This window comes from Sphingomonas citricola, assembly GCF_019429535.1.
Lineage (GTDB): Bacteria > Pseudomonadota > Alphaproteobacteria > Sphingomonadales > Sphingomonadaceae > Sphingomonas > Sphingomonas citricola.
This window is the reverse complement of sequence record NZ_JAHXZM010000003.1, coordinates 442,666-468,285: the sequence shown is the minus strand read 5'-3', so window position 1 is coordinate 468,285 and position 25,620 is coordinate 442,666. Positions and strand designations below refer to the sequence as shown.

General features: G+C 66.1%; 21 protein-coding genes, 1 tRNA gene and 1 pseudogene. 9 read left to right on the top strand and 14 right to left on the bottom strand.

Translation table 11 applies throughout. The features are described from left to right. Nucleotides 1–658 precede the first annotated feature (658 nt). The gene (locus KZ810_RS09925) at nucleotides 659–1,267 is read right to left on the bottom strand and encodes a hypothetical protein (RefSeq protein ID WP_219768911.1); all 609 of its coding nucleotides are present in this window, start codon (nucleotides 1,265–1,267) and stop codon (nucleotides 659–661) included. Between the two features lie 745 nt (nucleotides 1,268–2,012). Between KZ810_RS09925 and KZ810_RS09920 the strand changes: the two genes are divergently transcribed. After that, nucleotides 2,013–4,274, top strand: coding sequence for a TonB-dependent receptor (locus KZ810_RS09920; protein WP_258044694.1), 2,262 nt, complete (start codon nucleotides 2,013–2,015; stop codon nucleotides 4,272–4,274). A gap of 43 nt (nucleotides 4,275–4,317) precedes the next feature. Then, complete coding sequence (locus tag KZ810_RS09915; RefSeq protein ID WP_219768910.1) at nucleotides 4,318–5,901, top strand: AMP-binding protein; 1,584 nt, start codon at nucleotides 4,318–4,320, stop codon at nucleotides 5,899–5,901. Nucleotides 5,902–5,940: 39 nt separating this feature from the next. Here the strand turns inward: KZ810_RS09915 and KZ810_RS09910 are convergent, their stop codons facing one another. Further along, a complete protein-coding gene (locus KZ810_RS09910) occupies nucleotides 5,941–7,581 on the bottom strand; it encodes a carboxylesterase/lipase family protein (protein ID WP_219768909.1) in 1,641 nt (546 codons plus the stop codon). Beyond that, nucleotides 7,578–8,927, bottom strand: coding sequence for a spinster family MFS transporter (locus tag KZ810_RS09905; RefSeq protein WP_258044693.1), 1,350 nt, complete (start codon nucleotides 8,925–8,927; stop codon nucleotides 7,578–7,580). The genes KZ810_RS09910 and KZ810_RS09905 overlap by 4 nt, the downstream gene beginning before the upstream one ends. Before the next feature lie 200 nt (nucleotides 8,928–9,127). Here KZ810_RS09905 and KZ810_RS09900 point away from each other — a divergent pair, with 200 nt between their 5' ends. The 4 genes and pseudogenes from KZ810_RS09900 to KZ810_RS09885 all read left to right on the top strand — a co-directional run bounded on the left by KZ810_RS09900 (nucleotide 9,128) and on the right by KZ810_RS09885 (nucleotide 11,793). Next, entirely contained in the window at nucleotides 9,128–9,754 is a 627-nt protein-coding gene (locus KZ810_RS09900) for a TetR/AcrR family transcriptional regulator (protein ID WP_219769078.1), read from the top strand. A gap of 81 nt (nucleotides 9,755–9,835) precedes the next feature. After that, nucleotides 9,836–10,707, top strand: a pseudogene (locus KZ810_RS09895) (SDR family NAD(P)-dependent oxidoreductase). A gap of 218 nt (nucleotides 10,708–10,925) precedes the next feature. Next, a complete protein-coding gene (locus tag KZ810_RS09890) occupies nucleotides 10,926–11,177 on the top strand; it encodes a hypothetical protein (RefSeq protein WP_219768907.1) in 252 nt (83 codons plus the stop codon). Between the two features lie 64 nt (nucleotides 11,178–11,241). After that, nucleotides 11,242–11,793 carry a cation:proton antiporter domain-containing protein gene (locus KZ810_RS09885; protein ID WP_308461529.1) on the top strand — a complete coding sequence of 184 codons (552 nt, stop codon included), beginning with the start codon at nucleotides 11,242–11,244 and terminating at the stop codon, nucleotides 11,791–11,793. Between the two features lie 17 nt (nucleotides 11,794–11,810). Here the strand turns inward: KZ810_RS09885 and KZ810_RS09880 are convergent, their stop codons facing one another. From KZ810_RS09880 to KZ810_RS09850, 7 genes are all read right to left on the bottom strand, one after another. Further along, nucleotides 11,811–13,109 carry an extracellular catalytic domain type 1 short-chain-length polyhydroxyalkanoate depolymerase gene (locus KZ810_RS09880; protein ID WP_258044692.1) on the bottom strand — a complete coding sequence of 433 codons (1,299 nt, stop codon included), beginning with the start codon at nucleotides 13,107–13,109 and terminating at the stop codon, nucleotides 11,811–11,813. 307 nt (nucleotides 13,110–13,416) lie between these two features. Further along, nucleotides 13,417–13,492, bottom strand: a tRNA-Lys gene (locus KZ810_RS09875). 121 nt (nucleotides 13,493–13,613) lie between these two features. Next, the gene (rodA, locus tag KZ810_RS09870) at nucleotides 13,614–14,711 is read right to left on the bottom strand and encodes a rod shape-determining protein RodA (RefSeq protein WP_373369155.1); all 1,098 of its coding nucleotides are present in this window, start codon (nucleotides 14,709–14,711) and stop codon (nucleotides 13,614–13,616) included. Between the two features lie 5 nt (nucleotides 14,712–14,716). After that, nucleotides 14,717–16,876, bottom strand: a complete 2,160-nt coding sequence (gene mrdA, locus KZ810_RS09865; protein ID WP_219768904.1) for a penicillin-binding protein 2 — start codon at nucleotides 16,874–16,876, stop codon at nucleotides 14,717–14,719. Beyond that, a complete protein-coding gene (locus KZ810_RS09860) occupies nucleotides 16,876–17,379 on the bottom strand; it encodes a rod shape-determining protein MreD (RefSeq protein ID WP_219768903.1) in 504 nt (167 codons plus the stop codon). Before KZ810_RS09860 ends, mrdA begins: the two co-directional genes overlap by 1 nt. Next, complete coding sequence (locus KZ810_RS09855; RefSeq protein ID WP_219768902.1) at nucleotides 17,379–18,293, bottom strand: rod shape-determining protein MreC; 915 nt, start codon at nucleotides 18,291–18,293, stop codon at nucleotides 17,379–17,381. The genes KZ810_RS09860 and KZ810_RS09855 overlap by 1 nt, the downstream gene beginning before the upstream one ends. A 16-nt stretch (nucleotides 18,294–18,309) precedes the next feature. Then, a complete protein-coding gene (locus tag KZ810_RS09850) occupies nucleotides 18,310–19,350 on the bottom strand; it encodes a rod shape-determining protein (RefSeq protein ID WP_219768901.1) in 1,041 nt (346 codons plus the stop codon). Between the two features lie 133 nt (nucleotides 19,351–19,483). Between KZ810_RS09850 and mutL the strand changes: the two genes are divergently transcribed. Both mutL and KZ810_RS09840 read left to right on the top strand, forming a co-directional pair. Continuing rightward, a complete protein-coding gene (gene mutL / locus KZ810_RS09845) occupies nucleotides 19,484–21,259 on the top strand; it encodes a DNA mismatch repair endonuclease MutL (RefSeq protein WP_219768900.1) in 1,776 nt (591 codons plus the stop codon). A 75-nt stretch (nucleotides 21,260–21,334) separates the two neighbouring features. Next, nucleotides 21,335–21,826 carry a MarR family winged helix-turn-helix transcriptional regulator gene (locus KZ810_RS09840; RefSeq protein ID WP_219768899.1) on the top strand — a complete coding sequence of 164 codons (492 nt, stop codon included), beginning with the start codon at nucleotides 21,335–21,337 and terminating at the stop codon, nucleotides 21,824–21,826. A 324-nt stretch (nucleotides 21,827–22,150) separates the two neighbouring features. Here KZ810_RS09840 and rplI read toward each other — a convergent pair whose 3' ends face one another. From rplI to KZ810_RS09820, 4 genes are all read right to left on the bottom strand, one after another. Continuing rightward, on the bottom strand, nucleotides 22,151–22,744 hold the full coding sequence (gene rplI / locus KZ810_RS09835) for a 50S ribosomal protein L9 (RefSeq protein WP_219768898.1): 594 nt from the start codon (nucleotides 22,742–22,744) through the stop codon (nucleotides 22,151–22,153). 12 nt (nucleotides 22,745–22,756) lie between these two features. Further along, nucleotides 22,757–22,981: a 30S ribosomal protein S18 gene (rpsR, locus tag KZ810_RS09830; RefSeq protein ID WP_010163758.1), complete on the bottom strand. Its 225-nt coding sequence runs from the start codon at nucleotides 22,979–22,981 to the stop codon at nucleotides 22,757–22,759. After that, nucleotides 22,981–23,421 carry a 30S ribosomal protein S6 gene (gene rpsF / locus KZ810_RS09825; protein ID WP_219768897.1) on the bottom strand — a complete coding sequence of 147 codons (441 nt, stop codon included), beginning with the start codon at nucleotides 23,419–23,421 and terminating at the stop codon, nucleotides 22,981–22,983. Before rpsF ends, rpsR begins: the two co-directional genes overlap by 1 nt. A gap of 168 nt (nucleotides 23,422–23,589) precedes the next feature. Continuing rightward, nucleotides 23,590–23,949, bottom strand: a complete 360-nt coding sequence (locus KZ810_RS09820) for an RcnB family protein (protein ID WP_219768896.1) — start codon at nucleotides 23,947–23,949, stop codon at nucleotides 23,590–23,592. A gap of 205 nt (nucleotides 23,950–24,154) precedes the next feature. On the opposite strand from KZ810_RS09820, the gene KZ810_RS09815 reads away from it, so the two are divergent. Then, nucleotides 24,155–25,612 (top strand): glycosyltransferase family 39 protein, encoded by a 1,458-nt coding sequence (locus KZ810_RS09815; RefSeq protein ID WP_219768895.1) that lies wholly within the window; start codon nucleotides 24,155–24,157, stop codon nucleotides 25,610–25,612. Nucleotides 25,613–25,620: the final 8 nt, after the last annotated feature.

Below are 25,620 nucleotides of genomic sequence, written 5' to 3'. Positions count from 1 at the left end.
AGTGCTCAAGTCACGCGCGATCAAGTGCAACAGAGGACACTATCGATGTCGAGCCAACAGGTTCTCATCCTGACGCTTAAAAGGTTGGCGACGTGGCACCACCCGCTGCGGCATCTCTCCTAACCCTCTGCTGCGGCGTTTCTTTCCTGCTGATTTCACGTCTCGGCTGTGTTCAGCGCATCCTGACCCTCGGTTGCGACGCCCTAATTGAGTTACGCCGTATAGCAACTTGAGAGAAAAGTAAGTTTCTTCGTTTTCGTATGCAGATTGGGAACATCGGAGGCTTAGAAGGCTACTGCGCCCAGCCTTCGCTACATTGCCCTTCGCGAAGGCCTCGGACACACCGTGCTTGCATAGCATGCATGCACCAACCCAAAGTAGAGTGGAATATAATGTCTTTTTCAGTGCTTTTGTCTTCAGACCCAGTAAATCTGTATACAGTTCTACAGGCAACTTACACGCCGCGCCAGGTAAACGAGCTCGCCGGTATTCTGGAACAGGGGAACGTCGGATTCTCCGACCTATATGAAAGCCTGAACCTTGGTTTTGGTAGAGATCTTAACGTGGCCTACGCGCTGGGGATGATGGTGTTTTCTTCCGCTTCGAAGGCGGGCTTCCCGATGAATATGGTAAGTAAGCCAGCTAGTTCGTTGATCATTCATGGGCTCAAACATCTCGTGGGTGGGGTCGAAAGTGGAACCATCTTGTAGAGAATCGCTTGCAGGCGGGAGCTCCGGATTGTTTTGGGAAGGATGATGCTCAGCAGCACACGCAACGAGCTTATGAGCTGCTCGGTGTTCACGAACGAGCGACCAATCGATTTATGGCGTTTGATGGTGAACGTATCTTTACTGCTGCAGGCGCAGACGCGCTTTTCGATGGCGTACATCGTTCCGCAATCTCGGTGCTTGACGTCTTGCCGATCGCACATCGATTGTCGACTTACAGAGAGGGCGCGCTCTTCACGATACTGAAGAAGCAGGGTTAGGCGAAGCATGCAACATTCGGTCGTCAGGTAGGTGAGCTGAGGGTCGAGCTCTTTCGAGAGTTGCACCCCCCTCGTCGACTCTTGGCGGCCACTGCATGTAAGCGGCCGCTCGTTCAGACGGCAAGGCAGGCGGCTTGAACGCCTTACGTTGATGGAAAGCGGCTCGTCGGCTTGAGGACGACCGCGAGCGTCAAGCCGCCGTTCGTTCAGGTGAAATTGACTGAGCTTCGGACGTTTGAAGGTGGTGGAAGGCAGCCTGTCCGCTTTCAGGCAGTCCACTGCGGTACGCTGCCGTTTGTTCAGGAGGGGGCACGGGGTCTCGAACGCCCATCGGTCGTGGGAAGCGGCGTGGCCGCTTCTGGGCCGGACTCGCGAGAAAGCGGACGATTGTTCGCGCAAGAAAAGGGCTTCAGACGTCCGCGGATGGTGAAGAGCGGAATGGCTGCCGGGCGTTTGATGCGAGATCCCGCTGTTCGTTCAGCCGATCCGACTTGCTCCACGGAAGGGCCTAGCAGCAGCTCAATCTTGATACGCTTGCCGGGAAAGCGTGGCTGCTGCTCGGCACGGGTGCGCTCGACTTGAACATGGACCACGCCCCTGTTCACGTCTCGCTCAAGGGCGATCCCGTCGCGATCGTCGACCCGTGTGCATGAAGGGGGGCAATCGACGACCGGTCCGACGCCAGACGCCGCGGCAGTCGTTGCGACGTAGCCGCTACACTCCACAAGGTGGCGCGGTTAGGCGACCCTTAAGGTCAACTGGCGCGAACATCGCGCCGCGTCTTACCCTGCTGCCTCGTCGGTAAGTTCCCGGTCGGTTCCGAACTTTGACTTGGCCGGCATAACGTTAATTCCTTGCCAAACACAAAACCGAAGGAGGCACGCTGCCAGGAAATGGGCAACAAGACGCAATCGTCGCTGCCTACCTTCACTCACATGTGAGTTTCCGCTTGCCTCAAAAGCGAGGAGCGGTCAGGATGCGGAGCAAGGGCGTCGATAAGCGCCGGCAGGACAGGGAGCGGATGATGAGGGCACTGGTACCTTTTGGCGCGTCGTTGATGGCACTCGCTTGGTCGGGCGCAGCATCTGCGCAAACCCCGGAAACGGGTCAGGCCGCCGCCCCGGCGGCACAGCAGCCAGCCACGACCGGGCGCACCGGCGCCGCCGACGATCAGGACGCAGCGATGGGCGACGACATCGTTGTGACCGCTCAGCGCCGCGCGGAGAACCTGATGCAAACGTCGGTCGCTGCTTCGGTCCTCTCGGGCACCGATCTCGCCAACAAGGGCGTGCTAAATGTCGACGCGCTGCAGTTTGCGACCCCAAGCGTGGTCGTCAACAATTTCGGCCAGGGCAACAACTTCAACGTTCGCGGAATCGGCAAGGCCGAGGGCAACACGCAGACGACCACGGGCGTCATCAATTATCGCGACGGCGTGCCGTCATTTCCCGGCTATTTCCAGCAGGAGCCGTATTTCGACGTCGCCAACATCCAGGTGCTGCGTGGGCCGCAGGGCACGATTGTCGGGCAGAACGCGACGGGTGGCGCGGTGTTCGTCAACACCAACGATCCGATCATCGGCGGCAAGGTGACGGGCTACGTTCAGGGGCAGGTTGGCAATTACGCGGACGTCGGATTGCAGGGCGCGGTCAACCTGCCGGTCAGTGACACACTGGCGGTACGCGTCGCGCTCTTTGGCGAGCGCCGTGACGGCTTCTACAACATTACCGGACCGGCACGAAAAGACGCCAACAATGACCTGTGCATGGCAGCGGGACGCGTCAGCATCTTGTGGAAGCCGGTGGAAGGGCTGTCGATCCTGTCGAAGACCGACGTGGATTACCTCGACATGGGTGCCTATCCGGCGAGCCCGTACCTCAACAACTTCCGCGTGTTCCCCGGCACCAACACGCCCAACCCTAACTACCGCGACTTATTCGACATCTCTGCCAACTCCCCGCAGGAGGCGCGAGACAAGTTCATCCGTTCGATCCTGAAAGTCGATTACGAATTCGAGAGCGGGCTGAAGCTGCGTTCGGTGTCGGGCATTCAGAACGGCAATACGCGCTACCGTGCCGACCTCGACGGCACGGCGGCCGCGAACGTGACCTTCTTCGACAACGTGACCGAGACGCAGTTTACGCAGGAGTTCAACATCATCTCGCCGGACAATCGGCGGCTGACCTATATCGTCGGCGCGTTCGGCGTGTGGAACACCTATTTCTTCCTGCCGCCGTTCCAGTTCACGACGGGCGCACCCGCGGGCAATCCGGCGACCGAATACCGGCTCGACGGCCGCAACCCGACGCGCTCGCTCGCAGCGTTCGCGCAGGTCGGCTTCGAGATCACGCCCGATCTGAAGCTGGAGGCGGGCGGCCGCTACACCGACAGCAAGTCGACCAACCACGTCGACGTGCGACAATACGGCGTGCCGCTCAGGTCGTCGCAGGAAACGTCGTCGGACGATTTTTCCTACAAGGTGTCGCTCGGCTGGAAGGTCAATCCAAACCATTACCTCTACGGCTTCGTCGCGACCGGCTTCCGCCCCGGCGGGCTGAATGTGCCAGTCGGCCTCGGGAACCCGGCGCCGTTCGAGCCCGAGAAGGTCACGTCGTATGAGGCCGGATGGAAGGCGACGCTGCTGGACGGCAAGCTGCGCACGACGCTGACCGGCTTCTACAACGACTACAAGAACTTCCAGGTCACGATTGGTTATCCCGATTTTCCGACGTTCGGGATCGAGTTGAACGTCCGCGACAAGACCAAGATCTACGGCGCGGAGGCCGAGGCCGAACTGCGGCTGGGCCGCTTCTCGCTCAACGCAGGGGCGAACGTGCTCCACAGCAGCGTCGGTCGCTTCTTCGCGGTCGACTCGCGCGTGCCGCCGGTCGGTGCCGCGATCCTGCCGTGCAATCCGCAGACCGGCCCGGCACGCGCGTCGTGCGTCGACCTGAATGGTCGCGAGCAGACCTACGCACCAAATTTCACCTTCAACGCGGGCGCCGAATACCGCTTGACCGTTGGCGACGACACGATCGTTCCGCGCGTGAACTATGGCCATGTCGCGCCGCAATGGGCGACGCTGTTCGAGAACAATGCACTCGGCGATCGGTTGGAGGCGCGCAACATCTTCAACGCGCAACTCGCGTGGGAGCACGGCTCGTTCATCGTCACTGCCTACGCCACCAACCTGTTCGACCAGCATTATCCCGGCGCGCTCAACAGCCGGCTCTATTTCGCCGGGCCGCCTCAGCAATATGGCGTGAAGCTGTTCAAGTCGTTCTGATGCGCATCGCGCCGCCAACCTTCCACGCCAACGGACATAACAGATGCAGCATTATCGGCTGACCGTGGATAAGTTCCTCGATCACGCGGCCAAGTGGCACGGTGCGCGCGAGGTGGTGGAGGCGCGGGCAGACGGCTCCATGCGGCGGACGAGCTACGCCGGCCTGCGCGCGCGCAGCAACCTGATGTCGGGCGCGCTGCTGGCACTCGGGCTCGAGCCGGGCGACCGTGTCGGAACACTCGCGTGGAACACGATCCACCACCTCGAGCTCTACTACGCCGCAATGGGGGCGGGGCTGGTGTGCCACACGCTCAACCCGCGGCTTTCCGCCGATCACCTTTCCGCGATCATCGATGAAGCCGAGGACAAGGTGATCGCGGTCGCCGCCGACCTGCTGCCGCTGGTCGCGCCGGCGCTGGCACGCTGCCGCAGCGTGCGCCAGGTGATCGTGCTCGACGACGAGGGCGTGCCCGTCGACCTGCCGGTACCAGTCGCGGGGTACGAGAAGCTGCTCGCGCGCGCCGGTGTACCCGCCGAGTGGGGCGTATTCGACGAGGAAAGCCCGGCCGGACTGTGCTACACCTCGGGAACGACGGGGAAGCCAAAGGGCGTCACTTACACCCACCGTTCGAACTACCTTCACACGCTGCGCGCGTTGCAGGCCGACGCGGTCGGGCTGACCGCGCGCGAGACGCTGCTGCTCGCGGTGCCGATGTTCCACGCCAACGGCTGGGGCCTGCCGTTCGCCGCACCCGCGGTGGGCGCGAAGCTGGTGCTGCCAGGACGCACGCTCGATGGCGCAAGCCTCGCGCGGCTGATGCGCGACGAGGGTGTCACGCTGGCAGTGGGGGTACAGACGGTATGGCTCGGCGTTGCCGACCATCTGGAGCGCGGCGGAGAGACGCTGCCCGACCTCGCCCGCGTCGTGATCGGCGGTTCGGCGTGCCCCGACGCGCTGCTCGAGCGATTGGGTGAGCGCTTCGACGCCGAGATCCAGACGAGCTGGGGCATGACCGAATTGTCGCCGGTCGGTGCGATCGCACCGCCAGGCGTGCCGAGCACGGGTGCGGGCCGTGCTCCTCTGGGACTGGACCTGAAACTGGTCGACGGTGACGGCGCGACCCTGCCGGAGCAGCGCGGGGTCGAAGGGCGGTTGATGGTCAAAGGACACAGCGTGGTCGAGCGCTATTTCGGCGGTGAGGAAAGCGTGCTCGACGCCGAAGGATATTTTGACACGGGCGATCTGGCGACGATCAACACGGACGGCAATCTGACGATCAATGGGCGTGCCAAGGACCTGATCAAGTCGGGTGGCGAGTGGATCAACCCGTCGGAGATTGAGGCGATCGTCGGTGCGCATCCGAGCGTCCGCCACGTCGCGGTGGTGGCGCGCGAGGACGTGAAATGGGGCGAGCGCCCGGTGCTGGTCGTCGATGTCGACGCGGCACAAGCCGGCGACGCGCGCGGGCTGATCGAGCTGCTGCGCGGGCGCGTGCCCGACTGGTGGCTGCCCGATCAGGTCGCCGCGGTTGACGCGATGCCGCTCGCCGCGTCGGGCAAGATCGATAAGGTGCGGTTGCGCGACGATCTGGCGAACGGACGCATCAGCGCGGCGACGGCGCGCTGACGCGCAGGACGCGGCCCCCCGATTAGGGGCCGCGCCGCGTCAGCCGCAGCCTTCTGTCTTCGCCGGCAAGGTCGGCGCGGCGAGGCCGACGTTCCAGTTCCACGCCTGCTTGCCGCTTGCGCGCCGGCGGCACATCACCGTCTCGTTTAGCTCGAACATGCCCGGCATCAGCGCGGTCTTGCCACGCGGCGCATTGGTGATGTGCAGGAACGCGCGATCCTGCCCGAACGCGGGCCAGGCGGGGGCGCCCCGGCTCACCGGCACGCCCGTCGTGGCGAAGCTCGCCCAATAATCGGTCATCGCGTTCGACAGCGCATGTTCAGCGGGCGTGTCGGGCATCGCGGGCCAGTTCGGCCCGGCAGGCTTCACCGTGCCGAACACATAGGGCAGCTCGCTCGCATGAAAGGCGTGCAGGTCGGCCGCGTCCATCGCGGGATAACCGTGGTCGAACAGGTAGAGATAGGCGTGCTGTCCGACGGCCTGCTGCTTGCGGGCGAGGCGCTCGGCGGTCCAGCCGTAGAGCGCGTCGCGTGGTGCTTTGAGGATGCTCTCCTTGTAACCCGCCGCCGGGTAGAGTTGCAGGAACGCGTCGGCCATGTCGCCGTAGCGCGCGCGGATCGTCTTCTCATACTCCGCCGACGACGCAGGCGCCTTCGCCGCCAGCATACGCAGCGAGCGGATCTCGCCCTGGTTGAACCCGGTCAGGATCGGAACCGCGGCCTGTTTGCCCTCGTCGAACGTCGTCGTCATCTGTGCCGGCATCACGTCGCCGTCGACTGTTGCGATCGGAAAAAAACCGAGCGCGGCGGCACGGTCGGTCAGTTCTTGTGCGCCCAGCGCGCGCAGGCTGGCGAGATCGGGCGCCTGCACGCCTGCCTGCAGCATCTGCCCCATCGCCTCGCCCGAGGGCATGCCGTAGGCGGCGCGGCGCAGTTCGGGCAGCGAGATCATGTACGCGCTCTCCGCCACCGCCTTGTTGAACAGCCCGCGCGCCTGGGGGCTCTCCATGAGGAACATGACGCTGAGCGCACCGGCCGATTCGCCTGCGATCGTGACATTGCCCGCGTTCCCGCCGAACGCCGCGATGTTGCGCTTGACCCATTGAAGCGCGGCGATCTGATCGAGCAGGCCGTAATTGCCCGACACGTGCTGCCCGCTCTCGCGGCTGAGCGAGGGATGCGCCATCCAGCCGAGCGCGCCGAGGCGGTAGTTGATCGATACCACGATGACCCCGCGCTTCGCCAACGCGCTGCCGTCGTAGGTGACCTCGCGGCTCGACCCCGCGACCAGCGAGCCACCGTGGATCCACACGAACACGGGCGCCTTGGCCGCATTCTTCGGCGTCCAGACATTGAGCGACAGGCAGTCCTCGCTCGTCGGCAGCGGCGCGGGCGGGGTGTAGACGTTGGGCGTCTTGGATGTCGGCTGGATGCACGCCGGACCGAAGTCGGTGGCTGCGCGCACCGTCGTCCATGCGGGTGCGGGAACGGGCGGTTTCCAGCGAAGGTTGCCGATCGGTGCCTGCGCGTAGGGAATGCCCCTGAACACGCGGATGTCGCCATCGAACGTACCCGCGACCGGACCCGCCGGCGCACGTACCATTGGCGCAGACTGCTGAGCGACGGCAGCCGGCGCGGCGAGCAGCGCACCAGCGGCTAGGAACAGGCGGCGATAGCTCATGCGGTGATGCTCCCATTGGTGCCGCGCAACCGGCGCGCGAGCGCGAGAAAGATGACGACGGCGAGGACGTAGAAGGGGGCGAGCGAGTAGAGCGCGAGTTGCAGCGCGTGCGCGTGCCCGCCCGCGGCCAGCCGGTCGCTCGCCCAGCCGACGTAGGTCGGGCCGAGACCGAGCCCGACGAAATTCATGACCAAGAGCAGCAGCGCGCCCGACATGACGCGCTCGTCGGGGCGGACCTCCTCCTGCACCAGCGCGACCGAGCAGGAGAGATAGAAATAGTTGAACAGCATGACGATCGTCAGCAGCGCGAGCGCGAGCGGCCAGCCAGGCGCCCAGACGAACGCGACGTAGAAGGGCAGCGCGACCGCGAGCGAGATCGCGGGGGCAAGCGCGTAGACGGTGCGCGAGCGGGCAACGAAGCGGTCGATCACGCGTCCCGACACCAGCATCCCGCCACCCATGCCGATCACCACGACGAGCGCGTACCAGACCGCGACATCGGTCAGCAGCATGCCCTTCTCGCGCATCAGGAACAGCACCGCGAAATTGCCGAGGCCGTAGGTGACGAACTGCGTCGCCCCGCTGCCGAGTGCGGCGAGCATCAGCGTGCGATGCGTGAAGAACATCCGCATCGTGCCGATGAACGGCGCCTTCCCGACGCTGGCCGCGGCATTGCCGTGGTCCATGCCGCCGCGCACCGGATCGCGCAGCACCAGCTTGACCGCGATCGCGGTGACGATGCCGACCACGCCGATCGAGACGAACGCGTCGCGCCAGTTGAACAGCGTCGCGATCGTCGCACCGAACGCGATCCCGATCGCAGCACCGATCGCGGGACCCAGGTTGAAGATCGCGAGCGCGGTGCCGCGCTTATGCGGCGGGAAGCTGTCGGTGATGAGCGCGTAGGACGGCGGCACGCCGCCCGCCTCGCCGAAGCCGACGAGCATGCGCGCGCCGACCAGTTGCGCGTAATTGCCCGCCATTCCGCAGCCGATCGTCGCCACGCTCCAGATCCCGCAGGCGAGCGACACGATCGACACGCGGTTGGTGCGATCGGCGAGCCAGCCGACAGGGATCGCGATGAAGCAGTAGAACATCGCGAAATAGAGCCCACCGATCAGCCCGAGCTGCCCGTCGCTGACGTGCAGCGTGTCCTGGATCGGCTTCGCCAGGATGCCGAGCAGCTGTCGGTCGAGGAAGTTGATGACGTAGACGAAGGTCAAGAGCGCCAGCATCACGCGCGGATGGCGCGGCAATCCCGCGATCTCGCGGGGGGCGATCCGCACGTCGGGACGCACACCGGCGACATCACCGCCCGGCAATGCGGCATTGATCGAGCTGCTCATGCGCATGCTCTCCTCTCCAGTTATTGGACACAGCATGCGCGTGATCGGAAGCTCATGTCAACAAACGCTATCGTGTGTGTGAATGTTGCTGTGCGCAGCTGATCGCTTGACGCTCGTGCACGGTGGTTGGCACAACTGGGCACGTGACCATCGCACCCACACCCAAGCGCCGTTCCAAGAAGGCAGAACAGCGCGCCGAGATGACCGAGCAGATCCTCGATGTGGCGGAAGAGCTGTTCTCGCGCCACGGTCTGCACGGCGTGACACTGAAGGACGTGGCCAAGCGCGTCGGCGTGCACCACACGCTGCTCAATTATTATTTCACCGACAAGAAGGCGCTGTTCGACGCGGTATTCGCGCGCCGCGCGGTGGTGACGAGCCAGACGCGGATGCGCGCGCTCGACGATTACGAGGCGGCGTGCGGGGGCGCGCCGACGATCGAGGGCGCGCTGCACGCCTTCCTCGACACCGACCTCGACCTCTATATCGAGGGAGGCGAGGGGTGGAAGAACTACGCCGCGCTCGGTGCGCAGGTTGCCAACACGCCAGAATGGGGCGCGGAGTTGATGGACGAGTATTTCGATCCGGTCGTGCTGCGGCTGATCGGGTTGCTCGAGCGCGCGCTGCCCGACTGCCCACGCGAGGACATCCTATGGGGCTATCACTTCGTCACCGGCTCGCTGATGCTGACGCTCGCGCGCACGGGCCGCATCGATAAACTATCAGGCGGCTTGTGCCGCTCCGACGATTTCCTCGCGGTCAAGCAGCGCATGGCGACCTTCATGGCCGCCGGTTTTCGTGCGGTGTGTGGGGCAACGGGGAAGTAATCTCACGCGTGTACACTCACTAGCTTGATAGCCAACTAAGCTGCTGGTAGCGGTGTCGGCCTGAATGGCTTGGGGGACGGCATGGCGAAGTTGGATGGTCGCGTGGCGATCGTGACGGGAGCAGGTGGCGGACTCGGGCGTGCACACGCGCTGTACCTTGCTCGACAGGCGCGAAGGTGGTCGTCAATGACCTCGCGGCGGACGTAGCTGGATCGGTGGTGGACGAGATCAAACTCGCCGGTGGTGAGGCGCGCGCCGCCGTCACCACGGTGACCGACGAAGCCGGTGTGACGGTGATGGTGAATACGACGCTCGAGCGTTGGGGCCGTGTCGACATCCTCGTCAACAATGCCGGCATCCTGCGCGACAAGAGCTTCGCGAAGATGTCGATCGCCGACTTCCGCCTGGTGGTCGACGTTCATCTGATCGGCGCGGCGATCTGCACCAAGGCGGTGTGGGAGACGATGCGCGCGCAACGCCACGGGCGGATCGTCATGACGACCTCCTCGTCGGGACTGTACGGCAATTTCGGCCAGGCGAACTACGGCGCGGCAAAGATGGCGCTCGTGGGGTTGGCCCAGACCTTGGCGATCGAGGGCGAGAAATACGATATTCGCGTCAACTGCCTCGCGCCCACCGCGGCGACCGGCATGACGCACGACGTGCTGCCGGAAGAAAGTCTGCGCCTGCTGGCGCCCGAACTGGTCAGTCCGGGCCTGCTCGCGCTCGTGTCCGATGAGGCGCCGAGCCGAGCGATCTTGTGCGCGGGTGCTGGGCACTTCGCGGCCGCTCACGTGACCCTCACGGAGGGCGTCTATGCAGGTGCAGGTGACGTTGCGGGCGAGACGTTGCAGCGCGAGTGGTCGCGCGCGTCGTCCCGCGAAGGTGAGATCGTGCCTGCTTACGGCTTCACGCAGGCCGAGCGGGAGGTGGCCGCGGCCACACGGACCTGAGTGTAGGGGGCGTTACAAACACAGGTGATTGGGAAACGGAAGATCGTCGCTCGCGACTGAAATGCTAGGCGTGATCGCGATCAAGCGCTTGCCCGATCAAAGCAAAGGCGTGCTCACCTGAGCGGGCATGAGCGTCACGCGAGACTTTTGGTGGGAAGCGGCTCGGCGGCGGCCTAAAGAAGCAGAAATTCGTTCAGGTCGCGGGAACGGGTGCTCAAATGCCCGTTGGTGCAGGCATGCGCCCGGACTCGCTCATCGCCGAGATACACGCCCAGTCGGGCCTCCCGGCGCTGCGCGAGCGCAAGAAGGACGGGGACGTCTTCCTGATGATCCATCCTTTGTGGCGGTTCGATGGTGATTTCGGATCCGACCTCGCCGGCGGCGCTACGGTCAAGTTCGTGGACACCTTCAACCTCGAACGGCGTCCGCTTCGTGCCATTGAAATGGCGCAGCTCGACAAGGCAGTCTGATCGTTCGAGTCACCGGAGAGCTTGCGTCCGCCGGATCATCGAGCCCAGCGAACATCGGGCGACGATGCTGCACGGGTTGTGCAGCGAAGGTCCGGTGGCGAAGCACGCCTTTACGTTCCGCGGTACGCACCGGGATCACGACTTCCACCACGACATGCACGACGTGACCGAGCAGATCGAACGGCTGGCCATGATGGTGCTGCTGCTGCTGTTCGGGGGCGCGCTCGTCAGCGGGCTCCTGTCCGCGGTGTCGTGGCGCGAGGCGGCGGTTGCCAGCGCCATCATCCTCGTGATCCGGCCGATCACCGGCCTGATTGGTCTCGCAGGCCTGAGGGCCGAGCGGTCCGAGAAGCTGACGCTCGCGTTTTTCGGCATCCGGGGCGTCGGCTCGATCTATTACCTGGCCTACGGCCTCAATCATGTGAGCGTTGCAGACGCTGATCGCCTCTGGGGATTGCTTGGCCTTGTTGTCTTGTTCTCGGTCGTCTTGCACGGACTGACTGTGACGCCGATCATGCGCTCATTGGATCGCCAACAGGGTCGTGATCCCGACCGTGACGATCCAATTGACTCCGAAAGGGCCGATCACGGCAAGGTCGCCGGATCTCGTCCGTGAGGCTGCAGGGGTCAGCGCTAATTCATCAGCCCACCGGCACGAAGCGCGTCTTCAATGATCCGGCGTACGTCGACTGCTGCCCTGTCGTTCGTTTCGGGGTGCAGCCGCTGGGCTCGCGTGACCCGTGGCGCGAGGCTCGCGCCGATGCCGATCGGGGAAGTATCCTGTTGCGTTGGTCGATCTACCTTCTGCCGCTGGGAAACAGTGTCGCCAGTCAAACCCCAGAACTCCGCAAGGCGCCGCGACGACGAGATCGCGACGTCGAGCATGTGCGGGCCGGCAACCTCGAATGGGTCCGCGCCGCCCGCGTCGAGCGGAGTGCCGTGGCCCATGCCGGAGATGCTGTAGGCCTCGATCACGATCCGGCCGTCCGCGTCCCGCCAGGCACGATGGGGGTAGCCGTCGACCAGATCGGCATTGGACGAGCCTCTCGCCACGCCGTGCAGCGGAAGCCACTGGTCGACGATCGCCTCGGCGTTGCCCGGGTTGACGGTCAGGTCACCAGTGCCGTGCCACACCGAGATCGTGGGCCAGGGTCCGTCGTGACTTGACGCGCGACGGACGAGTTCGGCCAGAGCGGCGGGTCGGTTCGTGCCGCGGGCCCGCATCACGCCGAACGCTTCCTGCACGCTGGTCGCACAGCCATAGGGCAGACCGGCGATGATCCCACCGCCGGCGAACGTCTCGGGATAGGTCGCGAGCATCACTGACGCCATCGCACCGCCTGCCGACAGCCCGGTGACGAAGACGCGGGACCGGTCGATGCCGTGGCTGGTCACCACCGCCTCGATCATCTGGCGGATCGACGACGCCTCTCCGATGTCCCTCGCGATGTCGCCTGGCTCGAACCAATTGAAGCACAGGTTGGCGTTGTTGGTGCGGATCTGCTCCGGGTAGAGCAGCACGAACCCATTTCGGTCGGCAAGCCGCGACCAGCCTGACCCGCGATCGTACGCTTCTGCGGTCTGCGTGCAGCCATGCAGCACCACCACAAGCGCGGGATGCTCCGATAGAGTCGCCGGTACATGGATCCGCGCGCGGAGCCCGCCGGGGTTTTTACCGAAGTCGGTTAGCTCAGTCAGCCGCTCGACATCCTCATTGGGATCGCGCCCGTCGTACCATCGTGTCGAGGGATCAAGTAAGCGGCGCATCCTTCGGCTCCTCGGCAGCTTCCGATCAATCTGCTGCGTTGCAGCATATGGCGACGGCCGAAGCGGCGGCAAGGCGGATGCGTCAGAGTACGGGCGGTTCGGCCACTCGCAGTCGGCAACCACCATAATCTCGAGAACTGTGTCTTTCGGCAACAAGGTGGCCAACAGCCTGACCTATGCGCGCTATCGTCGATAGTGTGAACGAGCGACCGCTATAGCGGTAGGTCAAGGCGCCACGGAACGGCCGATTGTGGGTCTAGCCGTGGTTCGAGAGCAGCTAACTAACAGTGAGCTGCTCTTACCCAAAAAACCAAAATAATCTCACTTAAAAGCGTGTGAAAGCAGCCACTTACGCGGAGTAAGCTTTCAAAAGACAGCGCCACTGAGCATTCGGCTCTTACCCCGAGCAACGAAGTGGTGCCACTTCGTGAGCCTAGAAACCACACTAAGTCATTCAAAACATGGAGGAAAATGGTGGACGCACTTGGGCTCGAACCAAGGACCCGCTGATTAAGAGTCAGCTGCTCTACCAACTGAGCTATGCGTCCATGACCGGTGAGAAGAAGCGGCTTGGTGTGTCGCTTCCGATCGGGAAGCGCGCCTCTACATCGGCTGTTTGATTCTGCAAACCCCTTTTTTGCAGAAATTCGCGTTTTCCTTCGGTCGGCGTCACCAATGCCGCTTGCGGCGCGTGGTGTGGTCGATCCCCATCAGGATGCCGAGCGAGATCAGCACCGTCATCTGCGCCGAGCCGCCGAAGCTGACGAGCGGCAGTGGGATGCCGACGACGGGCGCCAGCCCCATCACCATCATGAGATTGATCGCAACGTAGAAGAAGATGGTGGTCGACAGCCCGGCGGCGACCAGCTTGGCAAAGCGGCTTTCCGCGCGGACCCCGACGTTGATGCCCCAGCGTATCACGAGCAGGAAGGCGGCGATGATGAAGACGCCGCCGAGCAGTCCCCATTCCTCCGCCATGGTTGCGAAGACGAAATCGGTCTGTCCCTCGGGCAGATAATCGAGGTGGCTCTGCGTGCCGTTCATGAACCCCTTGCCGAAGATGCCGCCCGATCCGATCGCGATCTTCGACTGGCTGATATGGTAGCCGGTCCCCAGCGGGTCGCTTTCGGGATCCATGAAGATCAGCACGCGATTGCGCTGATAATCGTGGAGCGCGAAGGTGAAGGCGAGCGGGGCCGCGATCGCGAGCGCGGCGGCGCCACCCAGGAACAGGCGCAACGGCACGCCCGCCAGGAACATGACGGTCGCGCCGCCCGCGCAGATCATCAACGCGGTGCCGAGATCGGGCTGGAGCATCACCAGCGCCGCGGGCACGCCGATCAGCACCGCGACCGGCCAGATCGCGACGAACTTGCGCGTCTCGGCCGCGGGCAGCATCTCGTAGAAGCGCGCCGCGGCGAGCACGATGCCGATCTTCATCAATTCGGACGGTTGCAGGCGGATGAAGCCGAGGTCGAGCCAGCGTTGGCTGCCGCCGCGAACCGCACCGAGCAACTCGACGAGCAGCAGCGCGACCACCAGTGCGCCGTAAGCCGGAAAGGCGAGATTGCGCCACCACGATAGCGGGACGCGCGACAGCACGATCGACCCGGCGAGGAAGACGAAGAAACGTACGCCCTGCGGCAGCGCCCAGGGGCGAATACTGCCGTTCGCGGCCGAGTAGAGCACCACCAGCCCGAAGCAGCCGATCCCCGTCACGAGCAGCAGCGTCCGCCACGGCAGGATCGCGAGCGACGATGGGACGATCGATCTCACCGCGGGGTACCCGCGGTCGGCGTCGCGGGCGTCGACATTTGCGCGGGTGGCGGCAGGTTGCGGCTGCCGGTATCGTCGTCGGGCTCGGGCGAGCCGGTCTGCGCCGGCCCTGCGCCGCTCGCGATATCGCGTTCGACCGCGGCCTGGCTCGCGTTCTGGATGTCGGTTTCCACCTCCACCGCGCGGGCCTCGGTCGGGGCGGGCGCATCGGTCTCGGTTGCGGCGGCCTGCGCGGGCGGGGTCGTGTGCGCGGCGCGGTAGGCCGCCTCCTGCGCCGCCATGCGCGTGCGGATGTCGCCGCCCCACGTCGGCTCGACCTCGGCCAGCGTCTTCATCGCGCGTTCGCGGTCGAACAGATAGGTCATGATGTCGCGCCCGATCAGCGGCGTGTCGAGGTTGCGGACGGTGTGTCCGTTATGTTCCAGCACGACGGCGGCGGCGTAGCGCGGATTGTCGTAGGGCGCGAAGCAGACGAACAGGGCGTGGTCGCGCAGCTTGAACGGCAATTGCCCGTTCTTCAGCACGCCCGAGCGGCGTTCGGCCATCGTGATGCGGCGCACCTGCGCGGTGCCGGTCTTCGCGGCGAGGCCGACGCCGGGGATCTGCAGCTTCGCCGCGCCGCCGGTGCCACCCAGATTGACCACCCCGTTCATCGCCTCACGGATGATGCGGAAATGGTCGGGGTCGATCGCAAGCGGCTGCGCCGCGGGCTTGAACGGGTCGCGCAGGATCGTCGGGACGAGCGCCTTGCCCGACGCCATCCGCGCCGCCATCACCGCGAGCTGGAGCGGGTTGGCGAGGACGTAGCCCTGGCCAATCGAGGCGTTGACCGAGTCGGCGGCCGTCCAGTTCGTCTTGTACTTGCGCCGCTTCCACGCGCTGTCGGGCACCGTGCCGTAGCGCTGCGTCGCGAACGGCAGGTCGAACTTCTGCCCGAGGCCCAGCGCGCGCGCGACGGGGGCGATCTTGTCGTAGCCGACCCGGCGGACCATCTCGTAGAAATAGATGTCGCAGCTCTGCATGATCGCGTTCTTGAGATCGAGCGGGCCGTGACCACCGCGTTTGTGGCAGTGGAACACGCTGGTGCCCAATCGCATCGCCCCCGAGCAGAAGACGCGCTCGCTCGGGTTTACCCCCGCGGCCATCAACGCCAGCCCGTTCATCGGCTTGACGGTCGAACCCGGCGGATAGAGCCCCTGCGTCACCTTGTTCATCAGCGGGACGTGATCGTCCTTCGACAGCATGTCCCACTCGAGGTGGCTGATCCCTTCGGAAAAGCTGTTGGGATCGTAAGCGGGCATCGACACCATCGCCAGCATCTCGCCGGTCAGGCAGTCGAACACCACGCATGAACCGGAGTTCGTGCCCAGCCGCCGCGCGGCATATTCCTGCAATCCCGCGTCGATCGTCAGCCGAACGGTACGCCCAGGCTCGTCCTTGCGGGTCGCCAGTTCCTGCACCAGCTTGCCGCGCGCGGTAACCTCGACACGCTTTGCCCCGGCCTTGCCGCGCAGCAGCGGCTCGAGCGTCTTTTCCAGCCCGTCCTTGCCGAGCTTGAAGCCCGGCGTGACCAGCAGCGGATCACGCGTCGCGCGATATTGCTCGGCAGTCGGCGCGCCAACGTAGCCGGTCAGGTGCGCGACCGCGGCCCCGGCGGGATAATTGCGCGCGAAGCCCCGCGTCGGGGCGACGCCGGGCATTTCGGGCTGGCGCACATAGACTGCGGCGAAGCGTTCCCAGTCGATGTTCTCGGCCACCGGAACGGGCTGGAACCCCGCCGCCTTCTTCAGATCCGCCTCGATCCGCAGCATGTCCTCGTCGGTGAGCGCGAGAAGCTTGCGCAGCGCCGCGAGCGTCGCGTCCTTGTCGACAATACGATCGGGGATCAGGTCGACGCGGAAATCGGTGCGGTTGTTCGCGATCGGCTGACCGTGACGGTCGACGATCCAGCCGCGGCGCGGCGGGATCATCGTGTTGTTGACGCGGTTGCTCTCGGAAAGAAGATTATAGCGCTCGTTCTCGGCCACCGACAGCCATGCCATCCGGCCGACGAGCAGCCCCCCGACGCCGAGCTGCCCCGCGCCCAGCAGCCACGCGCGCCGCGAGAAGCTGAACGCCTGCATCGATTCGGTCAGGACGCGCGGACCGCGCAGCATCAGCGCCCCCGTCGCGCATCGACGCGCGCGATAAGAAAGGCGACCGCCGGGAACAGCAGGATCGACAAGATGACCTGCACGCCGAGCGCGACGTCGACATGCGCGCCGAGCGGCGTGGCGGCCAAACGTCCGCCCGCGAGCGCCACCGCGATCGCCAGTGCCGCGATCACCCAATTCTGCCAAAAATCGCGCAGTCCCGACCTCGCTTCCAGCGCACCGACCAGGAAATAGGCGAGCGTCCACAGCAGCATTGCGCTGCCGACCGGCTGGCCGGAGACGAGATCATCGAACAGGCCGAGGAACGCGGGCGCCCAGCGCCGGATCGCGAAGGGCGCGAGCAAACGCCAAGACAGCAGGGCGAGCAGCCCGAACGGCGGCAGCAGCGACAAGGTCGCGCCGAACGGCAGGATCGTCAGCAGCGATCCGATCATCACCGTCGCCCACGGCAGCAGCCGCGCGCTGCCGAGTGGCATTGGTTCGCGAAAGGGAGGGGCGCTTGCCATCAGGGGATCGCGGACGCGGCGGGAGAGGGCGAGGGTGCCGCGCCGGGGGTCGGCGCGGGCGCGGGAAGCGGCGGCGGCGCGTAGACGCCGCGGACGGTGACGAGATCGAACGCGTCGGGGCGCGCGAACGGCTTCGCGATCGCCGTCTCGGCGCCACCGCGCAGCGCGCGCGCGACGAGTACGCCGGGTCCGAAGATGCCGCCGCTGCCCGAACTGACGAAGACGTCGCCGGCCTTGAAGTGCGCGTCGTCGGTGTCGATCACGCGAATGTCGACCAGTCCGTCGCCGCGCCCGGCGGCGAGCGCGGGCAGGCCGTCGCGCAGCCGGCGGACGGGGACGATGCTCTGCGGATCGGTCAGCAGCAGGACACGCGCGGTGTTTGGCCCGGCCTCGAGCACGCGACCGACGAGGCCTTCGGGACCCTGCACGGGCTGGCCTTCGCGCACGCCCTGCCACGTGCCCGCATTCAACAGGCCGTAACGGCGCGTGCTCGTCGCGCTGGTGCTGACGATCCGCGCGGTGACGATGACGGACGGTTGCAGATCACGCACGGCGAGCAGGCGCCGCAGGCGCGCATTTTCCAGTTGCGCCAGATGCCCGGCGACCAGCGCGGGGCGCGCGCGCGCCAGCTGCGCGACGAGCGCCGCATTCTTGTCGTGGACATCGAACCACGACGCGATCGCGTCGGGGATACCGGACACGCCGTCGACCGCCACCGCCACCGCGCTCGACACCGGCGCGGTTACCTCCGCGATCGTTGCGCGCGCGGTCGAGAAGGCGACCGGGTTCAGCAGCGACAGCGCGAGCAGCACCGCACCCACAACCCCGCCGGCGATGGCGAGGATGTAGCCGAAGAACACACCATATTGCGCCCGTCGCGAGAAACCCGGGCGCCGATCCCGCGGCGGCGCCATGTCGATGCGGGTCCGATCAACCGTTCTGGAGCACGGCGCGGAACATCGGGTCCTCCAGCGCGCGCCCCGTGCCGATCGCCACGCAGATCAGCGGATCGTCCGCGATCGTGACGGGTAGCCCCGTCTCGTCGCGCAGTACCTCGTCGAGCCCCTGCAGCAGCGCGCCGCCACCGGTCAGGACGATGCCCTGGTCGACGATGTCGGCCGCGAGTTCGGGCGCGGTGTTCTCGAGCGCGATCCGCACGCCGTCGACGATCGCGGCGACCGGCTCGCTGACCGCCTCGGCGATCTGCGCCTGGGTGATCGGGATTTCCTTGGGCACGCCGTTGACGAGGTCGCGACCCTTGATGAAGACCGTCTTGCCGATCCCGTCGACCGGCGGCTTCGCGCAGCCGAGTTCCTGCTTGATCCGCTCGGCCGTCGCCTCGCCGATCAGCAGATTGTGGTTGCGGCGCACGTAGGAGACGATCGCCTCGTCCATCTTGTCGCCGCCGACGCGCACCGACGTCGTGTAGGCAAGACCGCGCAAGGACAGCACCGCGACCTCGGTCGTGCCGCCGCCGATGTCGACCACCATCGATCCGACCGGTTCGGTCACCGGCATGTCGGCGCCGATCGCGGCGGCCATCGGCTCCTCGATCAGCCAGACCTGGCTCGCGCCCGCGTTCTGCGCGGCGTCGCGGATCGCGCGGCGTTCCACCTTGGTCGAGCCCGAGGGGACGCAGATCACGATCTCGGGCCAGCGCATGAAGCGGCGCTGACCGTGCACCTTCTCGATGAAATATTTGATCATCTGCTCGGCGACGTCGATGTCGGCGATCACGCCGTCGCGAAGCGGGCGAATCGCCTCGATCGTGCCCGGCGTCTTGCCCATCATCAGCTTGGCGTCGTCGCCGACCGCCTTGACGCGCTTCTGCCCGTTGATCGTCTCCACCGCCACGACCGACGGTTCGTTGAGGACGATACCGCGGCCGCGGACGTAGACGACGGTGTTCGCCGTTCCGAGATCGATCGCCATGTCGTGCGAGGACATCTTGAACAAGCGCGAGAAGACCATGTGAGATGCATTCCGTATGGCGCCGTTGGCCGGCGGTTCTTGCCTGTGCCCGGCCCTCGAAGCCGCCATGGCGGCTTCGCGACAGCAATCTTTCGGGTCGCGGGATGCCGCCGCTTGGGCTAGTGCCTGCGCGGTGTCAATACGTCGTCTGCCCGAGCATTTAGTCAACCGTATCGCTGCCGGTGAAGTGGTGGAAAGACCGGCCAGTGCGTTGAAGGAATTGGTCGAGAACGCGGTCGACGCGGGCGCGACCCGCATCGCGGTCGAGTTGTCGGCGGGCGGGGTCGAGCGGATCGCGGTGGCCGACGACGGTTGCGGCATGACGCCCGACGAGATCGCGCTCGCGCTGGAACGTCACGCGACATCGAAGCTGCCGCACGAGGATATCGACCGCGTCATGACGCTGGGTTTCCGCGGCGAGGCGCTGCCCTCGATCGCGAGCGTCGCGCGCGTGACGATCGAGAGCCGCCCGCCGGGTGCCGAGGGTTGGGCGCGCACGGTCGACAATGGCGCGGTGGTACGCGAGGGGCCCGCGGCGCTCCCGCCCGGCACGCGCGTGGTGGTGGAGGGATTGTTCGCGCGCGTGCCCGCACGGCGCAAGTTCCTGCGCTCGCCTCGCGCCGAATACGGCGCCTGTCTCGACGTCGTGCGTCGGCTCGCGCTCGCGCGGCCAGAGATTGCCTTCGCGGTCGAGCATGACGGCCGCCGCGTGTTGAGCGTCACCGCGCAGCACGATCGCCCGGCGCGCGTCGCCGCGCTGACCGATCGCGCGCTCGCCGACAATGCGGTCGCGATCGATTTCCAGCGCGACGAGGTGATGCTGGGCGGGGTCGCGGGGCTGCCGACCTTCCATCGCGGTGTCGCCGACCATCAATATCTCTTCGTCAACGGCCGCCCGGTGAAGGATCGCCTGCTGCTCGGCGCGCTGCGCGGCGCTTATGCCGAGATGATGCCGCGCGACCGTCACGCGGTGGTGGCGCTGTTCCTCGATCTGCCCGCCGATCTGGTCGACGTGAACGTCCACCCGGCGAAGACCGAGGTCCGCTTTCGCGATCCCGCGATGATCCGCGGGATGATCGTCTCAGGGCTTCGCCGCGCGCTTGACGAGGCGGGGCACCGCGCGGTCCAGCGCCCGAGCGAGGACGCGCTCGCGATGTGGCGACCCGAGCCTGTCACGCCGACGGTCTTCGTGAACGCGCAGGAGAGTCTGATCGGGCCCGGCCCCACGCTCGCGCCGTCATATGTCAACGAGCGACGCTCGAGTTTCATCGCCGCACCGCTGCAGGCGCGGGCCGAGCCCGCCTGGGCCCCGCCGCCCGAGACGACCGATCATCCGCTCGGCGTCGCGCGGGGGCAGGTGAGCAAGACCTATATCGTCGCGGAGGCGGCCGACGGGCTGGTGCTGGTCGACCAGCATGCCGCGCACGAACGGCTCGTGCTCGAACGGATGCGTCGCGCGCTCGCGGGCGGCACCGTCGCGAGCCAGGCGTTGCTGCTGCCCGAGGTGGTCGAACTGGAGGAGCCGGCGTGCGACCGGCTGGAGGCGCGGATCGGCGAGCTGGGCGAACTCGGCCTCGTGCTGGAACGCTTCGGTCCGTGCGCGATGCTGGTGCGCGCGACGCCGGCGCTCCTCGGCAGCGCCGACCCCACGGGGCTCGTCACCGATCTGGCGGACGAATTGGCGGCGTTCGACGAGGCGCTGTCGCTGCGCGAGCGGCTCGACGCGATCGCGGGGACGATGGCGTGCCACGGATCGGTACGCGCCGGGCGCGTGCTGGCGGTGGCGGAGATGAACGCGCTGCTGCGCGAGATGGAGGCGACGCCGCATTCGGGCCAGTGCAATCACGGCCGGCCGACCTGGGTGAAACTGGCGCACGGCGACATCGAGAAACTGTTCGGGCGGCGTTGACCGACCAATTGTAGGACTCCGCGTGGTGCAACTTGGCTCTAGCATAACCTAGATTATCGCGGCATCAAAGCTGTCATGAGCGACATCGTGATGCCCCCTCGCGACCAGTTCCTCCGCGAAGAAACCATTCGCGGCGGCATGGACCTGCTGTTCTTCAGCAATACGCGGCACCTGCGTCACGCCGACGACACGCTCGCCGCGCTGGGGCTGGGGCGGGCGCACCACCGGATCATGTATTTCGTCGCGCGCCAGCCCGGCATCAACGTGACCGCGCTGCTCGCCATTCTGGGCATCACCAAGCAATCGTTCGGGCGCGTCGCCAAGCAATTGATCGCGAAGGGTTTGATGGAACAGCACACCGGCGACCGCGACCGGCGGCAGCGGCTGCTGAGGCTGACGCCGGAGGGCGCAAAGCTGGAAAAGGCGATCTTCGACGATCTGCACAACAATGTCGCGCGCGCCTACAAGGCGGCGGGCGGCGAGGCCGTGGCGGGACTGTGGGTGGTGCTGCAACACCTGATGGGCGAGGAAGCGCGGGTCCAGTTCCGCGCGGTTCAGGGGCTGTAGATCTCGCACGCCGACGGGAGCGTCCCCCGACGATCCTGTCGGATAGGCGGTGTGCCACGACGGCACGTCGGCCCTCGTTAATCTCCGGGAAACCCTATCCCGCTTCGCGCATTCTACCGCGCAACACGTTCCCGTCGTCGCAAGGTGATGCCATGAAACAGCTTTTTCCCGTGATCCTCGCCCTGATCCCGTTCTCGGCCGTCGTCTCGGCGGTGTTGATGAACCCGTAAGGTGTCTGCCGCCACGGCGGCGCACGACGTAAACAAAAAGGGCCGCTCGGTATCCCGAGCGGCCCTTTTTTCGTTGCCGGAACGGCGTGAGGGCTTAGCCCTGCGCCTGATCCTGCTGAACCTCGGCGGTGGCGCCGGGCTCCGCATTCAGGTCGTACGCCTCGACGAAACCGCCTTGGTCGCGACCTTCCTCGAAGACCTGCTGCATGACGTCGACGCCCGACGCCTGCATCTCGGCCTCTTCGGGCGAGCGCGCGACGTTGACCTTGACGTTCACCACGACCTCGGGGTGCAGCTGCACCTTGACGTCGTACAGGCCGATCGCCTTGATCGGGCGATCAAGCACGACTTGGGCTTTGGTGACCTTGTAGCCCTCGGCGACTAGCGCCTCGACCAGATCGCGCACCGCGACCGAACCGTAGAGCTGACCGGTGTTCGACGACTGGCGGATCAGCGTGATCTGCGCGTCCTTGAAGTTACCGGCTTCCTTCTCGGCGTCGCCGCGGCGTGCCGCATTGTCGGCCTCGATGCGGGCGCGGTTGGCCTCGAACACCTTGCGGTTGGCTTCGTTGGCGCGCAGCGCCTTCTTGCGCGGCAGGAGGAAGTTGCGGGCGAACCCGTCCTTCACCTTCACCACGTCGCCGATGGCGCCGAGCTTCTCGACGCGCTCGAGCAGAATGACGTCCATGTCTGCTACTCCTTACTTCACGATGTAGGGCAGCAGGCCCAGGTGACGCGAACGCTTGATCGCCTGCGCGAGCTCACGCTGCTTCTTGGCCGACACGCTGGTGATGCGCGAGGGCACGATCTTGCCGCGCTCGGACACGAAGCCCTGGAGCAGACGGACGTCCTTGTAGTCGATCCGGGGCGCATCCTTGGCGCTGAACGGGCACGACTTGCGACGACGGAAAAACGGACGGGCCATTACGCGAACTCCTCCTCACGGCGGGGGCCACGGTCACCGCGGTCGCCGCGATCACCACCACGCTCACCGCGGTCGCCGCCACGCTCGCCGCGGTCGGCACGACGCTCACGGTCGCGTTCCTGCTTGCGCATCATGACGGTCGGACCCTGCTCCAGCTCGTCGACGCGGACGGTCATGTAGCGGATGATGTCTTCGTTGATGCCGGCCTGACGCTCGATCTCGGCGACGGTGTCACCGGGTGCGTCGATCTCGAGCATCACGTAATGCGCCTTGCGGTTCTTCGCGATGCGGTACGCGAGGCTGCGCAGACCCCAATTCTCGGTCTTCACGACGCGACCACCGTGGTCGGTCACGATCTTGCTGGCGTTTTCAGCCAGCGTGTCCACCTGCGCCTGTGCCAGATCCTGGCGCGCAAGGAACACGTGCTCGTAGAGAGCCATGTGCTACCTTCTATGTTGGCCGATCGCTGACGGACGCCCCATGCGCACCGCCCCTCCGGCTGTCGTCTTCAAACAAGCGAAGGGCGGGACGGCCATGCCATCCCGCCCGAAGCGTGTTGTCCGTTACCCGAGCTTGCGCCGTGACGCAAGCCGGGGCGGAAGACCGGTTCAGCGGTAGATCCGCGTCACCACCGTGCGCACCGTGCCGCCACGATCCGAGACGAGCACCGCGTCGCGGCCCGAGCGCACCCAGCGGTAGCCGCGCGGCGGGGCATAGAGGCCGCGACCGCGGAACTGCCGATAATCGATCTGCGCGTAATTGGGGGCGTAGCGGCGATCGAAACGCTGGCCGGCGCGCCAGTTGCGTCCGTTGTTCGCCTGCGTCGTCACCGTGCGCTGGACGACGGTGCCGTTGCGACGCTCCTTCACCGTGGTGACGGTGCGGGTCTGTGCCTCGGCCGAGGCAGCGACGATCGGCGTCAGCGCGACCGTGGCGGAAATGGCGGAAAGGATGATCTTCTTGAACATGATCTTGGCTCCCGTTGTTCGCGGCGGCGTCATCCGCCGTCGAGAACCAAATTAGGAACCGCGTGTCGCGTTCCCGTGTCGCAGCCTGCGCTTATTGGTCGCAAATTGTCGCTTTTCGGCGATGAAACTGAACGGTCCGTCAGAAAGCGGGCGTTTTCCCGTGCCTCAACCAATTCGCAAGCGGCGCGCGTCTAGGTCGTCGGGCATGAAGATGCCTCACACCTTCCACCGCATCGCGCCGGATGATCAGTCGCGCGCGTTACCGTGGCTGCTGGTCCTGCTCGTCTGCGCGGCCGCTGCGCTGTGGGTCGGCTGGATCGGGTTCGAGGCGTCGGACGACTCGCTCTACTGGCAGGGCGCGATGAAGGTGATGACGCAGCCGCCGTTTCCGGGCGACAACCACTGGACGACGCGCTTTCCGCTGACGCTCACCTTCGCTGCAATGCTGCGCGCGATGGGGCAGGGGTTCGCCGCGTTCGCGGTGACCGCGATGATCTTCTACGCATTGCTGGTCGCGGTGACGGGCGCGTTCGCGGCCAGGGTCGCGGGCGCGCGCGCCGGATGGATCGCGGCGCTGCTGACCGCGACGCTGCCGGTGATCGTCAGCCACGCGACGACCGTATCGGTCGATCTGATCGAGGCGGCGGCGCTGATCCTCGGCATCATGCTGCTGGGCGGCGCGCGCGCGGATCGCACCGGCTATCTGCGCGGGGTTGCGGCGGGGGTAGCGTTCGGGGTGGCGGTACTGTGCCGCGAGACGAGCGTGCTGCCCCTGGTGGGATTGGTGCCGCTGTTCGCGCTCGGTCGCCCGGTGCCGCGCGGGGTGCTGATCGCGGTGGGTGTCGGCGTCGCGATCGTGCTGGGGGGCGAGGTGCTGTATCAATGGGCGCTGACCGGGGACCCGCTGCGCCGCTACACCATCGCGTTCAATCACGACGATCACATCGACCGCGCGGCGAACATGGAGGGCAATTTCCTGCTGTGGCCGCCGATCGACCCGCTCCTGGTGCTGCTGGTCAACGACGATTTCGGGCTGCTGTTCTGGATCGCGGGCGCGGCGGTGGGGCTGGGAGCGTGGGGCCTCGTGCCGCGCGAGCAGCGTCCACGGATGGTGGTGCTTGCTGCGATGGCGGGGGCGATGTTCCTGCTGGTCGCGGTGCTTTACGGCAAACTGGTGCTCAACCCGCGGTACTTCACGCTCCCCGCGCTCGCCGCGGTGGTGATCGTCGCGATTTGGGTGGCGCGGCTCCCGGCCGTCTGGCGAACGGTGGTGTTGGTCGCGATCGTGTCGAGCAACCTGCTGTTGATGGGGGTCGGCAACGCGCATCCGCGCTGGGTGATGGAGGCGATGGTCGAGGCGTCGGCCGCGCACCCGCGCGAGGTGATCGCGGCCGATCCGCAAACGGTGCGTCGCGCGCTGATCCCGATGCTGTACGCCGGACGCGAGAACCTGCGCTACGCCCCCGCGCGCGCCGGCGGGCTGGAGATCGCCGCCGCCGATCACGCGCCCGCCGGCCGGGTGATCGCGCGTTACCCCTCGCCCCCGACGCGCGTTGGCGCGATCCTGCGCGCGCTGGGGCTCGAGCCGCTCGTGCCCGGCGCGATCGCGCGGCGGATGTTCGCACCCAGTCCGGAGGCCGTGCTGGTCCGCCGCTCCAGTTGACCGCTATC